The organism is Bdellovibrio sp. GT3 (assembly GCF_037996765.1).
In the GTDB taxonomy this organism is placed as follows: domain Bacteria; phylum Bdellovibrionota; class Bdellovibrionia; order Bdellovibrionales; family Bdellovibrionaceae; genus Bdellovibrio.
Genome location: NZ_JBBNAD010000005.1, coordinates 953321 through 965872 on the forward strand (window position 1 = coordinate 953321; position 12552 = coordinate 965872).

The 12552-nt window shown below is 47.5% G+C and carries 11 protein-coding genes; 10 read left to right on the plus strand and 1 reads right to left on the minus strand.

The window, feature by feature from the left end; all coding sequences use genetic code 11:
* Window position 1: 1 nt before the first annotated feature.
* Both AAAA73_RS12040 and AAAA73_RS12045 read left to right on the plus strand, forming a co-directional pair.
* The gene (locus AAAA73_RS12040) at window positions 2-2017 is read left to right on the plus strand and encodes an FHA domain-containing protein (RefSeq protein ID WP_340598566.1); all 2016 of its coding nucleotides are present in this window, start codon (window positions 2-4) and stop codon (window positions 2015-2017) included.
* Window positions 2018-2695 carry a hypothetical protein gene (locus AAAA73_RS12045; RefSeq protein ID WP_340598567.1) on the plus strand — a complete coding sequence of 226 codons (678 nt, stop codon included), beginning with the start codon at window positions 2018-2020 and terminating at the stop codon, window positions 2693-2695.
* On the opposite strand, the gene AAAA73_RS12050 is transcribed toward AAAA73_RS12045, so the two are convergent.
* Window positions 2692-4548: a sulfatase-like hydrolase/transferase gene (locus tag AAAA73_RS12050; protein ID WP_340598568.1), complete on the minus strand. Its 1857-nt coding sequence runs from the start codon at window positions 4546-4548 to the stop codon at window positions 2692-2694. The genes AAAA73_RS12045 and AAAA73_RS12050 overlap by 4 nt on opposite strands.
* 59 nt (window positions 4549-4607) lie before the next feature.
* On the opposite strand from AAAA73_RS12050, the gene AAAA73_RS12055 reads away from it, so the two are divergent.
* The 8 genes from AAAA73_RS12055 to AAAA73_RS12090 all read left to right on the plus strand — a co-directional run bounded on the left by AAAA73_RS12055 (window position 4608) and on the right by AAAA73_RS12090 (window position 12481).
* Window positions 4608-5237, plus strand: a complete 630-nt coding sequence (locus AAAA73_RS12055; protein WP_340598569.1) for a MotA/TolQ/ExbB proton channel family protein — start codon at window positions 4608-4610, stop codon at window positions 5235-5237.
* Window positions 5238-5240: 3 nt separating this feature from the next.
* The gene (locus tag AAAA73_RS12060) at window positions 5241-5645 is read left to right on the plus strand and encodes an ExbD/TolR family protein (RefSeq protein WP_340598570.1); all 405 of its coding nucleotides are present in this window, start codon (window positions 5241-5243) and stop codon (window positions 5643-5645) included.
* Between the two features lie 237 nt (window positions 5646-5882).
* The gene (locus tag AAAA73_RS12065; RefSeq protein ID WP_340598571.1) at window positions 5883-6395 is read left to right on the plus strand and encodes a hypothetical protein; all 513 of its coding nucleotides are present in this window, start codon (window positions 5883-5885) and stop codon (window positions 6393-6395) included.
* 63 nt (window positions 6396-6458) lie between these two features.
* Complete coding sequence (locus AAAA73_RS12070) at window positions 6459-8576, plus strand: PQQ-dependent sugar dehydrogenase (RefSeq protein WP_340598572.1); 2118 nt, start codon at window positions 6459-6461, stop codon at window positions 8574-8576.
* 24 nt (window positions 8577-8600) lie between these two features.
* Entirely contained in the window at window positions 8601-9818 is a 1218-nt protein-coding gene (locus AAAA73_RS12075) for an MFS transporter (protein ID WP_340598573.1), read from the plus strand.
* A 211-nt stretch (window positions 9819-10029) separates the two neighbouring features.
* The gene (locus AAAA73_RS12080) at window positions 10030-10617 is read left to right on the plus strand and encodes a diacylglycerol/polyprenol kinase family protein (RefSeq protein WP_340598574.1); all 588 of its coding nucleotides are present in this window, start codon (window positions 10030-10032) and stop codon (window positions 10615-10617) included.
* A 9-nt stretch (window positions 10618-10626) separates the two neighbouring features.
* On the plus strand, window positions 10627-11490 hold the full coding sequence (pssA, locus tag AAAA73_RS12085; RefSeq protein WP_340598575.1) for a CDP-diacylglycerol--serine O-phosphatidyltransferase: 864 nt from the start codon (window positions 10627-10629) through the stop codon (window positions 11488-11490).
* Entirely contained in the window at window positions 11474-12481 is a 1008-nt protein-coding gene (locus AAAA73_RS12090) for an aspartate-semialdehyde dehydrogenase (protein WP_340598576.1), read from the plus strand. Before pssA ends, AAAA73_RS12090 begins: the two co-directional genes overlap by 17 nt.
* The last annotated feature ends 71 nt before the right edge of the window (window positions 12482-12552 follow it).

Below are 12552 nucleotides of genomic sequence, written 5' to 3' on the forward strand. Positions count from 1 at the left end.
TATGGCACATCTGATAGTTCGCCTTCGTGGTAAGACAGTTTATAATATGCCTTTGGAAGACGGCCGCTCCTATGTGGCAGGTCGTAAGGAAGACTGCGATATCGTATTGCAGCCGGAAAAAGGCATTTCCAGAGAGCATTTTAAAATTTCCTCTGAAAATGGCCAATGGACTTTGCAGGTTGTTTCACGTTATGGCGAAGTGATGGTCAATGGTGAGCCGGTTCAGCAAATTTCGTTGGATCACGGTTTTAATTTCACAATTCCACCTTATGAATTTGATTTCCTGAGCTCATCTGCCAATGTGCAACCCGCAGTTGTAGATGTGAACCCTGCACCGGCTCCGGAGGCAAGTTACTTGCCAGCGGTTCAGGGTGAAATGGGTGCGGAGAAAACCATTGTGGGTGCGGCTCCGACAGCGGCATTCATTAAGATCGTGGATGCATCAGGTGACGCCAAAGAACTTATCCGTTTGGATGAGGGAGATTCTTGGATTGCAGGTCGCGATGCCTCTTGTAATATTCAAATCAAAGATCAACGGGTCAGTCGTCGTCAATTTGAGCTGCGCAGGAATGGCAATCAGTATCAAATCATCGATCTGGGCAGTGTGAACGGAACTCTTTTGAACGGAAATCCGATTTCTTCCACTGACATGACGGCGATTCGCAGCGGTGATGCGATCACGGTGTTGGATAACTATCTGTACTTTGAGCTGCATGATGCTCACTTCCAGAGCCGTTTGGATATGGTGAAGGTGGCACCGCCGAATCCGCTGGTGCAAATGAACCAAAATGCGGTTCCTGCCGGTTACGATCAGGGCTACGGTATTGCGCCTTATCAGCAACAGGGCGGAGTTCCGATGCAGTATCAGCCGCAGTATGGCCAAATGCCAGGACCTGTGGCACCGCCGCCCGAAGGAAAAGGCAAATTTGATTTTCAAAAGCATCGTCCAAAAATTATTGGTGGTGCGGTCGCCGTGTTATTGGTGGCTTATCTGTTCAGCGGAGGCGAGAAGAAAACTGATGGGCCTAAATCCGCTGGTACGGTGGTGGCTCCGGGTTCCCCGCAAGAAGTGTTTAACAAGTTAAAGCCCGAGCAACAGGCCTTGGTTCGCCAAAGATATAAAGATGCCAAGAATCTTTATATGCAGGGTAAATATCAACTCGCGCAGGATGAAATCGTAAAGATTCACGAGATGGTGCCGGACTACGAGGACACCAAGGAAATTCAACGTCTTGCCAAAGAGGCCATCTACATCAAGCAGATGAGCGATCGTGAGGAAGAGCGGGAAAGAGCCAAAGCTGAGGCTGAGGCGAAAATTCAGAATCAGGTTGCTGTCTGCCAAAAGAAAATCACTCCAAACAGCACCATGGATGAACTGGATGAATGTTTATCCAGTGTGATGCAGTTCAATCCGGATCATCCTAAGATCATGGATTTGAAAACTCAAGTCGAGGTGATCACCACCAATCGTGAAGCGCAAAAGGCGCAAAGAGCTGAGTATCAGGCGCAAGTGGCCCGTTTGAAGGCTATTTATGATAAAGCACAGTCGATACATAAGAGCTCTCAAAAGCCACTGGATATCATCGAGGCTTATGAAAAAGTTTTGTCGTCAAGACTTCCGGATCCCAACAGCTATAAAGCGCAGGCGACCCGTAGCATTGCTTCGATTCGCAGTCAGATGAATTCAAAAACAGCGGCTCTGCAGGGAGAGGCTGAAAAACTTTATCAGGCAGGCAATTTGAAGGGGGCCATTCTGGCTCTTAGAAAAGCCAAGGGGATTGATCCGGAAAATCCAGAGTTGCCAGAGAAAATTGATCGTCGTGTGACAGAATTGCGCAAGCAAATGATGACCCTGTATCAAGAGGGTATTCTGGAGGAAAGCTTCGGTAACGTCGATGGCGGTGAATCCAAAGCTGGTGCCAAGGATAAGTGGAAGAAGATTTTGGAGCTGGATATTCCTGATGGTGAATACTACCGTAAGGCTCATATTAAATTGAAAAAATATGGAGCGCTGTAAATGAAGCTTCAAGAGCGGTCCTATAGTGGAAAAATCCTGCGTCCTAAACCCCTGATTCACGTTGAAGAGGATGGGTCACTCATTGTGGTGGTCACATCCTGGGGACAGCCTGAACATGGCGAAAGAGCGCTGAACGAAGTGGTTAAGTATGTCAGTGCCGCAAAAGCCGACGTTGAAGTGACTTCGCCATTTGAGTTTCTGACTTGTATCAGTGATGAAGCCAACTACGTTCGTACAGCTTTGATGATTGCAAACGATGCTCTTTATCGCGGCGAGAACCGCAAAGAGTACGCATCAGGCGTCGAGGTTTTGGCGTTGTTCAAACGCGGCTCCCAGGTTGCCTGGGCGCAAGTGGGGGCACCCAGTATTTTTGTGCAAAGATCGAATCAGCGTTTGCAGCCTTTAAGTATCGCCACGGATCTTGCGTCTGAGTTGCGCGATCGCGAAGCCTTGCCGCCATTGCCGGCCCAGCTTTTGGGGCTGGATCCAACGTGCAACATACAAACGGGTCATACCCATGTTGCCGAGGGTGATAAATTGGTTTTATTTGCAGGTACTTCCGTCGCAACGGCGTTGTGGGGATTGAACTCTTACGAAACCGATTTGAATCTTCTGACCCACGCCATGGTTCAGGAAGAGCCCGAGTTGCCGTTTTGGATGGGCATGATCGCAGTTTAGTTGTCTTCCTTGTCAATTGTCGTCATTGATTTGTAAACCTGAGTGCGAATTTTCGCATTTTCAGGAAGGTGTAAAGCCAGTTCGGCACGAGACGGTGCGTAGAGATTTTCCCGTGACGTATCCCAGATTAATCCCAAAGCGATGTTGTTGCGCTGAATTTCCTGATCGAGCATATAGTTCTTAAATGAACGCTCGAATTTTTTGCGTTGGGTATCCTTGGCCAGTCCACGCACATCGGCACGCAGCCAGTCGACCAAATCCAGGAACAAAGGATCATTGCAATTTTTCATACGAGTCGCATCCACTTCTTTGGAAGTGAGCAGTTCGATGCAGGGATCTGACGTCTTTGGATTCTTGGCATTAAGATTCTTTTCGCCGACATACTGCCAGACGCTTACGCCATTTTTTATTCCCAGGTTCTTCAGGGTTTCCCAGTCTCTTTGGTTCAGGGAGACTTGCGCAGTCCAATTTAAAATATTCAGATTTTTATAAGCGTGGTTGTTGCCCAGTCGTTTTAAATCACGCAACAGGAACGGCTCCTGATCCGGGCGAGTCCAGCGGTTATAGGGAATGGATAACTTGGCCAGCCACTCCGAGTTCAAAGGCGTGTAGGCGGGGAATTGGTTCTTTTTGATCAGGCTTTGCAGGCGGTTTGTCGTGGGTAAAAGACTTTGCTGTAACAGTGGCAGAGGTGTCGCCTCCATGCGGTCCACCAGAGTATTGTAAAGCTTCGGAACTTCATCGTTGATGTAAAGAACGTGTTGAGAAATGACTGCGACCCGCAAAGGACCGGCATTGCGCCACAGAGCCCACGCGGACTCTATGGGAAAAGGACGATCCTCTGACCAATTGGCTTCGGGGCTTTTTAGTACACCCGTTAAAGAGTGAACCGGGAAGTCACCACCGTCATTTTCGACCACACTCTCGCCAAGGAGTTCAAACAGTGTCTTGCCGACATCAGCCAAAGTGACGTTTTGATCGGCTTTCCAATAGATGGGTTCGTCGCCCTTTTTCTTTTTTTGCGCAGGCTTGATTAAAAGGGCCACTTGAGTGTTTTCAGAATTCAGATTCAAGGTCGGGAAGTCACGACGATCCCGGCGGTCGCCGTTGTTGTGGCCACTCAAGCCAACCAGAATCACGGTGGTGTTTTCCCACCGGCGAGCGGACTTGATCTGTGTGATCAGCTCATAAAGGCTTTCATCAAACTCATCCACTTGGGACTCAAAGCTCAGATTTCTGGTTTCGCCAAGCTCCGTGGTTGTGACGGTATTGGTAAATTGCAAATCGGGAGCATAAAGGACACTGAAGTACGGTTCGTTGCCCACGTCGTGACGGAGCCACTGCATAAAGTTTTCGGCGCTCTTCTTAAAGGGGCGGTAAAGACTTGAAAATCCCGGGGTGATGCTGTCATCAAAAAGTTCGAAGCCCTGATTTAGTCCGGAGCGTCGAAATATCGGAGCTCCTCCGGTAAAGAAACTGGTGCGGTAATTTTGATAAACAGCAGCTTCGGATGCCAGTTCAATTTCGGCGGCCAAGCCGGGCCCCCCATTGTGTCGCACCTTGTGCTGATACGGGTAAAGACCTGTCAGGATGGAGCCGAGTGCAGGGGTGCTAAGGGTGGAGGTTGTAAATGCGTGGGTAAAACGGACCGACTCGTTGCAAAGCAATTGAAAGCCAGACTTAGTACCTGCGTGTCCATCGCTCGAGCAATTGACATCAGACACAGCAAAATTATCTGCAGCGATAACGAGGATTGAACTCTTGTCACTTGATTGGCAACCAATCTGGACCAAGCTCAATACGCACAGTGTGAAAGCTAAAATGATTCTCTGCATATCTTGACCGTATGACATTGATCTAGAGATAATGGATCAATAATTTTTGCTAGTCAAAGTTTTGAAAGGACATCTCGATGCTTGCAGAGAAAGTTTTTGGAGTTGCACATTTAGCCGATCAGGTTGTGTTGTGGTTATTGTTGGTTCTGAGCATTCTAAGTATCGGAATGATTTTGGAAAGATTCTTTGCGTTAAGAAAAGTGAACTCAGAGTCACAACGTGTTCGCGCTAAAATTAAATTGGCGATTCAAAGCAATAGCGTTGAAGACATTGAAGACCTGGCGAAAGATCCGGACTCTTTGGAGGGTCGTGCTGCAGGACAGGCAATGAAACATTTGCGCGCAACTGGCAGCAAAGGTTTGGAAGAGATCTTTAACACATTCGCACTGACAGAGCGCCCGGATTTGGAAAGATATCTGAACTTCCTGGCTACTTTGGGTTCGAACGCTCCGTACATTGGATTGTTCGGTACGGTTCTGGGTATCATGAAAGCGTTCAACGACCTGGCAACAGCACCGGAAGCAGGTCAGCAAACGGTAATGGCAGGTATCTCCATGGCCTTGGTCGCTACGGCGGCAGGTCTTTTCGTGGCGATTCCGGCAGTTATTGCTTACAACTACTACAGCAAACAAGTGCGTGGCATCTTCAACTCTCTTGAGAGTGTGAAAGAGCTGACTCTTGCTTATGCTAAGAAAAAAGGTATCTAAACCATGGCAATGAAGAATGGGGAAAACAACGAAGCCATAGCGGACATTAACGTTGTCCCATTGGTGGATATCATCCTGGTGGTTCTGATCATCTTCATGGTGACAGCGCCCATGTTCATCAAGCCGTCAATTAACGTGAATCTACCAAAGGCAGCCAGCGGGGACCAAACAGCACCAAGTAAACTGAATATTTCCCTGACAGCAGATGGTCGAATTAATCTGAACGGAGCTTTCGTCGACGAAGCCACGGTTAAAGCCAAGGCGATGGAAGAAGTGACTAAGAATACAGAAGTTCAGGCCATTATTTCAGCGGATAAAGATGTGCCTCACGGTAAAGTGGTCGGACTACTGGACATCGTCAAAGGTGCCGGGGTTAAAAAGTTCGCAATCAGTATTGATAAAAAATAGTCTCAATTTGAAGACCCTCCACAACGGAGGGTCTTTTCTTTTCAGCTCTGGCTGCGGTTCTTGGCGGGACTTACGCCGAAAAATTCAAAATTTTTTCCGCCTCAGTTTCGCTCTTAAAACTTCCATTGCCCACCAATTGTAATTCAACAGATTTTTCCCGACCTACGAGGGGGAGTTTGCACTGTTTCTCAAATTGATACGGCTAAAGTCCTGCTACGGAACTCCGATCAAGGAAGCATGTTTAAACGTGCTGCCTCTGAAGTTCAATTTATTGCAATTACATTCGTCCTGGTTTTACTCCTGGGGGTACGTACATTTGCAAGTTTGACAGAAGAGGATGCTGCCGTTCAAGACGAGCAGCAGGTTGCAACAACTGTCATTGCTAAAGAAACCAATCGTCGTCCCGCTTCAATTCCTGCGACGACTGTGGCTCCACAAAAAATCGGTTCTTCCCTGCATGAGTCCGCTGACGTGGATTTGAATTGCAAAGGTAAGACAGGTCAACTTGAAGTGAACGCTGGTTATATTCAATTCAAAGGCAAAAACTGCACGACCGGTGTAAGCGTTGGACAGATTCAAATCGTTAACAAGAGCAACGGCTATACAGCATCTGTATTTGATCGTGGTTCTGATCGTTACCAAACAGATTTGATTCAGTTGCAACCTGGTCAGAACGAAATTGCCATCCGCTATGAAAAAGCCGGTCGCAAGGTCGAAGAAATCATTCGCATCAGCTCGACCAAGATTTAATTCATCATTTCCTTTTTAAGATATTCTTCGCAAAATAAAAGAACCACCAATAGAGGATCTTTTATGCGCGTGTTTTTGCTCGCCTTCGCCGTTTTGCTTGTTCAATGTACTTCCGTAAACAGGGAAGCAGAATCCATCAAGCGCTCCGCGGCCTCATCTCGCATGGTTTTGGATAAAAGTGGTTACCTTTATGATCCAACGGACAGATCTTGTGATGGTTTTCCGCGCTTGATGGTGGAGACTATGCCCGGAACATGTCTGGGGATGGTGATACCACGTGATCGTGCATTGGATCCGGCAACCAACAAAGGTTTCATCAAGCCGCGCACTATTTTGCAAATTGCCAATTCAAATCAATTTCTGGTTGTGGATATGGGAGGCTGGGGGCCAAAGAATGGTCGTCTGTTCTTGTTGAAACCTGGTTCCGGCGGCACTTATCAAATCACGTTGTTGAAAGCGGGTTTGGATAATCCTCACGGATTGAGATTGGGGCCGGATGGATTCTTTTATATCGGCGAGAAAAATCAAATTTCAAAATTTCAGTTTAATCAGGGAAAACTAATAAATTGGAGACTGGTGTTTTCCAATCTGGATCGAAAAACTGGTTACATGCACCCACTGTCGCAATTCGTTTTTGATCCGCGAAACGGAGACATGTATATCAATTCAGGCTCACCAAGTGATCACTGCACCGTTGAGGGTACTGGCGAATACAAGTACTGCAGCGAAGTCGAGGCTGAGGGTAATGGCGCTATCTACCGAATTCCTGCAACCAAACTAAGAAATCTGCCGCCAGAAGGTATTGAAAACTATGAAGTGACAGCTGCGGGACTTCGCAACTCCATGGCAATGGCGATTTCGAATGCAGGATTCCTGGTGCAGGGTGAAAACGGCCGGGACTTTCCGGAGTTGGAAGAACCCTATGAAGAGATCAATGTCATAGATTTGGAAAGCGGCACGACCGGGAATTACGGATGGCCGTATTGCTATAACTTTCACGCGACCTCTCCAGAGTGGGAGTTCCCGGAAAACAGCAAGCTTCCGATTCACAAACAGTTTCGCAAGCCCATCAACTGTGCACTCAAAGATGCGAGGGGAATGGGAGAGTATCGTGCGCCGTACATTCTGATGCCTCCGCATGTGGCTCCTCTGCATATGGACTACTATCGTGGTGGCATGTTCAGTGATTTGATCGGCGGAAAACTATTGGTCACCTGGCATGGTTACCAACCAATGGGACAAAGAATTGTGGCCTATACGGTGGATGAAAAAGGTTTGCCGGTATTGGAATCACAGACCAAGGCGTCCTATCAGTTCAATCAACCGGGTGCCTGTCCTATTTCCAAACCATTTCAACCCCGAGGTGGTATGGAACGACATTCTTCATACGTGGAAGTGATTTCCAAATGGAATGAAGTGAAGGGTGTACGTCCCAAGGGTGCTCCGGTGGCATTCACCGAAGCCAGTGACGGATCGCTTTGGATCGTGGAAGATCGCGAAAGTCGCACCATTGTCAGATTGGCCAGAACAAATTCAGCAAACTATCGCGAGCCTTGTGATCGCTCCACAGTGGTGTTTGATCCTCAGGTGCAAATGCTTGCATGGAGATCGGCGATTAAAAACAATCCGGAACTGGACAAAGGCTATCGTGCCGTTCAGACTCAGCTAATCCAAAACAACTGCCTGGGTTGTCACGGCAATCTGCAAGCAGATGATGTGGCCAAGGATCGATTCAGCAACCTGGATTTCCTGGTTAAAAATGGATGGATTGTTCCTCAGGATCTGGAGCGCAGTAAGTTGTACGGTTCGATTGCTCGACTGGAAGGTTACACGCCGATGCCACCCTTGGATAAACCCCAGTTTTTTGGCACACCGGAAGGGGAGCGTTTGAATGCCTTGGTCTCCAAGTGGATTGGTGGTTTGCCCAAGGATGTTGATTCCAGCTATGCCAAATTCACTTCAAAAGATAAGCGCAATATTCGCCTTCAACCATCCACCAAAGCAAAAGCTTGTGGGCAGTTGAATCCTGGAGATATTGTGTTTATTGATCCAAGACCAGGAAAAGTAATTTCCCAGGATGGCTACCAGTGGAGGCGAGTCTATCTTGTGCCTGCGCACTCTCGCCTGTTTAAGGATGCGTGCCCCGCACCTGAAGTCGGCGTGTACTACATCGCCCAATAAGAATAGCTCAGTAAGAAAGAATTTATGATCAAGGCTCTTCGACAACCGCAACTGCAACGACTTTGGCTGGGGCAGGCGTTTTCATCCATTGGTGATGAGATATACCGGGTCGGCTTGACGTGGTTTGCTGTCAGTTTGATGGGAGCAAACACCGGTTATCTGGCGGCAGGCCAGACGGCTTCGTTGATGTTGCTAAGTTTTATTGGTGGCAAGTGGGCGGATCGTTGGAATCCCCATCAAACAATGATCCGGGTAGATCTGGTGCGCATGGTGATCGTGCTCATTCCTGTTTTCGTTTCTTTTTTTATTCCGGTGCCTCTGTCGCTGTTGATTGTGATGGCTTTGATATTGTCTTCATTAAGCGCTTTCTTTGATCCCGCGACCCAAGCGATGATTCCGATTTTGGCAAAAGATTTTGAAACAATGCAATCCACGAATGGCTTGATGGCAACGACAATTCGCGGAGCACGCATGGTGGGGCCTGCTGTCGTGGGTTTGCTTGCGGCAATCGTTCCGATGATTCATTTTTTTACGATCGATGCTTTTACATTTTTGATCTCGGCAGTTTCCATTTGGTCTTTGAAGAAATACCTGCCGGAAAACATCGTACAGCCCAAGGGCCGAATTGGTTTTGGTGATGCCATTATGGCGGGATTTAAGTTGATCGAAGGACATGTCGGCATGAGATATGTTTTTGTTTCGCGCGCTCTCACTGCAGGAGCCTGGAATTTGGCGGTGATTGTCGGGTTTGCATTGTTAATCCATGAAATCACCGGTGGCGATGCTCGAATGTTTGGTTTGGTCATGGCAACTTATGGTGTGGGAAATTTATTGGGGGCGGTGTATTTCGGCAATCTAAAACGGGCGGGACATCGTTTGTTGTGGTTGATGTATTTGGGTTATGTGTTGTGGGGAGTTGGAGTTGTATGGATTGGCTTGGCTCCCACCGTAACTTGGATTGCAGTGGCTTCAATCTACACTGGTTTTTTGGGGCCGATGAATGACTTGGCTTTTATTGATCTCATGCAAAGAAAGTTTCAGGTCGCTGATTTAACCAAGGTGTTTCGTTTACGCATGGCTTTGGAATCCTTTGGAACATTGTTGTGCACTTTGGCTTCACCGTGGCTGATTAAAATGACTTCTGTTCGGGCCGTTATTTTGGCTTGCGGAGTTTTGTGGATTGTATGCGGCGGAATAGGGTTGTTGCTCAAATCAACTCGCGCTACGACTCAAACAACATAATCTCTGAAATTTTACACAATATTTGAACTGGCTGATTTGCATTACATGAGCTAATTCATTGGGTTGATGCATGCGGCTAGAGTAGTATCATTTAAATTGATCTTGCTCATTTGAGCCTTTAAGTTGAGCACGAATGATTACAGAAGGATTCTTGAACTTGGTGGACTTAAAAAAGCGCTCGGACATTCACTATGCTCGAAAAATTTGGCATATGTCTGCCGTTTTCGCCATGTTTTTGGCCTTCGTTTATTTGCCAGAAAAGGTTTCTTTGACACTTCTGGTTGTTGCTTGGATCTTGTTCGTTCCTTTTGATTTCTTGCGCCATCGTTATCCCGCGCTGAACGATATTGCAGTTCATGCTTTCAAGCCCATTATGCGCCAAAGCGAAGTAAAAAAACTCGCAGGTACGACTTTTTTACTTACTGGTGTTCTGATTGTTTACGTTATTTTTCCGCGTCCCATCGTTGCTTTGACGTTATTGTTCTTGGCTTTTGCAGATCCAATCGCCAGCTATTTTGGCATCTTGTACGGTAAGGACAAAATCTTTGGGCACAAGTCCATTCAAGGCTTTATGGCAGCATTCTTCGTCTGCATGGGTCTTACATTAGTATTCTTGTTATATCACAACTATCTAACGGATCGCGTGATTGTGATCAGTTTGCTTGCGGGCCTTGTTGGCGCATTTGCAGAGCTGATCCCCGTTGGAAAGCTTGATGACAACCTGACGCTGCCGTTGATGAGCGCCGTGGGTCTTTCCATCCTCTTTTATTTCTTTGGATTTTTCGCCAATGTCGGATAAAACCGATACATGGCAAATGAACACACAGCACATCATCCCAATCTAGATACAGAAGAGGCACGCGCACAACGCCTGCACATGTATATTTATATTCTTCCTAACTTGATGACGACCGGAAACCTGTTCTCAGGCTTCTTCGCTGTTATTCAATCCATCAACGGGAACTATCTATGGGCCGCATACGCAATCGTCGTAGCTGCAGTATTTGACCAGTTGGATGGCCGCTTGGCGCGTTTGACTCGTTCAACTAGTAAGTTCGGTGCGGAATACGATTCACTTTGTGACCTGGTTAGCTTCGGTATGGCTCCGGGTGTATTGTTGTTCTTGTGGGCGTTGCAACCATTCGGTCGCTTGGGCTGGGTTGCCTGCTTCTTGTTCGTGGCCTGCGGAGCACTTCGCTTGGCGCGTTTCAACGTTCAGGCGAACGTGGTCGAGAAAAACTATTTCCAAGGTCTGCCAATTCCAATGGCGGCTGGTATCGTGGCTTCTTCAGTTCTGGCATTTAAAGATCTGGAGTTGGAGGCCATGGGGAACTACGGTTTGCTGGTGATGACAATCTTGTTGGCGCTGGTGATGGTTTCCAATTTCCGTTTCCGCAGCTTTAAAGACTTGGATTTGAAAGAGCGTCTGCCATTCCGTTATTTGATTTTGGGTGTCGGCGTTCTGGTAGTTGTAGCACTTCGTCCAGAAGTGATGCTGTTTGTTCTGTTCATGAGCTACGCAGCTCTTGGTGCAGTCTTCGGTGTTTTCAAACTGGGCAAAAACATCCGCAAGATCAAGCCTTCGGTATATGCTCCAGGGCAGGTTCATGAGAGCGACTTGGTCTATGAAGAAGATGAGGAAGAGACCAAGAAAGATGAAAAGAAAACTTAAAGTCGGTGTCGTCGGCGCGACCGGTATGGTCGGCCAAACTTTTATGACTCTTCTGGAAGAGCGCGCATTCCCTATCGCGGAACTGCGCCCTTTCGCATCTGAAAATTCCCTTGGAAAAAAGATCGAATTGCAAGGTCAGCAATGGCCCGTGCAAGTATTGAAAGACGGTTGTTTTGACGGTCTGGATCTGGTTTTCTTTTCATCCGGTGATGATATCTCTGCCGAGTGGGCTCCGAAAGCTGTTCAAGCCGGGGCATTCGCGGTTGATAATTCCGCGGCCTTCCGTATGGATCCAAACACAGTTTTGATCGTTCCTGAAGTGAACGGTCACTTGGTAAATAAAGACTCCAAACCACAAGTTATCGCAAATCCCAACTGTTCCACTATTCAATTGGTGGTGGCTTTGAAGCCACTTGCTGAAAAATTCGGTTTGGATGAGGTGCGCGTTAGCACTTATCAAGCAGTGAGTGGTGCCGGGCAGGGTGGATATGATGAGTTGATGGAGCAAACCTCCAAGCATTCTCATGATAAGCACGAACCAAAAACATTCCCTCACACGATTTTGTTCAATTGTATTCCGCAAATTGGTTCTTTCAATGATCAGGGCTTCTGCAGTGAGGAAGTGAAAATCATGAAGGAGACGCGCAAGATTTTGGGATTGCCTCAGTTGAAGGTATCCGCTTTCACAGTGCGTATTCCTGCATTGAATGCTCACAGTGAATCTGTTTGGGTGACTTTGAAAAAAGATGCAACCCGCGAAGCGGTGACCGAGGCGTTGGTTTCCCATCCTGGAATTGTTGTTCAGGATGATCCTAAGCGCAGTATTTACCCGCTGGCGCGCGAAGTTTCCGGCAAAGACCCGGTTTATGTGGGGCGTATCCACCGTGATCCGGAGGATTCCAAGCTTTGGATGATGTGGGTCGTGTCTGATAACATCCGTAAGGGTGCAGCGTTGAACGGTATTCAGATAGCCGAACAAATATTCTTCTAAGGGCCTTGTAAAAAGGCTCCAAAATGGTGCGACGAAGGTCTGGGCAGGCTGGTTACTTTGACTAATGGCTC

Coding starts and splice junctions, on each gene's coding strand:
- AAAA73_RS12040 (WP_340598566.1), top strand. CDS start 2: ATGGCACATCTGATAGTTCGCCTTCGTGGTAAGACAGTTTATAATATG.
- AAAA73_RS12080 (WP_340598574.1), top strand. CDS start 10,030: ATGTCTGCCGTTTTCGCCATGTTTTTGGCCTTCGTTTATTTGCCAGAA.
- AAAA73_RS12050 (WP_340598568.1), bottom strand. CDS start 4,548: ATGTCATACGGTCAAGATATGCAGAGAATCATTTTAGCTTTCACACTG.
- AAAA73_RS12045 (WP_340598567.1), top strand. CDS start 2,018: ATGAAGCTTCAAGAGCGGTCCTATAGTGGAAAAATCCTGCGTCCTAAA.
- AAAA73_RS12090 (WP_340598576.1), top strand. CDS start 11,474: ATGAAAAGAAAACTTAAAGTCGGTGTCGTCGGCGCGACCGGTATGGTC.
- AAAA73_RS12055 (WP_340598569.1), top strand. CDS start 4,608: ATGCTTGCAGAGAAAGTTTTTGGAGTTGCACATTTAGCCGATCAGGTT.
- AAAA73_RS12065 (WP_340598571.1), top strand. CDS start 5,883: ATGTTTAAACGTGCTGCCTCTGAAGTTCAATTTATTGCAATTACATTC.
- AAAA73_RS12075 (WP_340598573.1), top strand. CDS start 8,601: ATGATCAAGGCTCTTCGACAACCGCAACTGCAACGACTTTGGCTGGGG.
- AAAA73_RS12070 (WP_340598572.1), top strand. CDS start 6,459: ATGCGCGTGTTTTTGCTCGCCTTCGCCGTTTTGCTTGTTCAATGTACT.
- AAAA73_RS12060 (WP_340598570.1), top strand. CDS start 5,241: ATGGCAATGAAGAATGGGGAAAACAACGAAGCCATAGCGGACATTAAC.
- pssA (WP_340598575.1), top strand. CDS start 10,627: ATGGCAAATGAACACACAGCACATCATCCCAATCTAGATACAGAAGAG.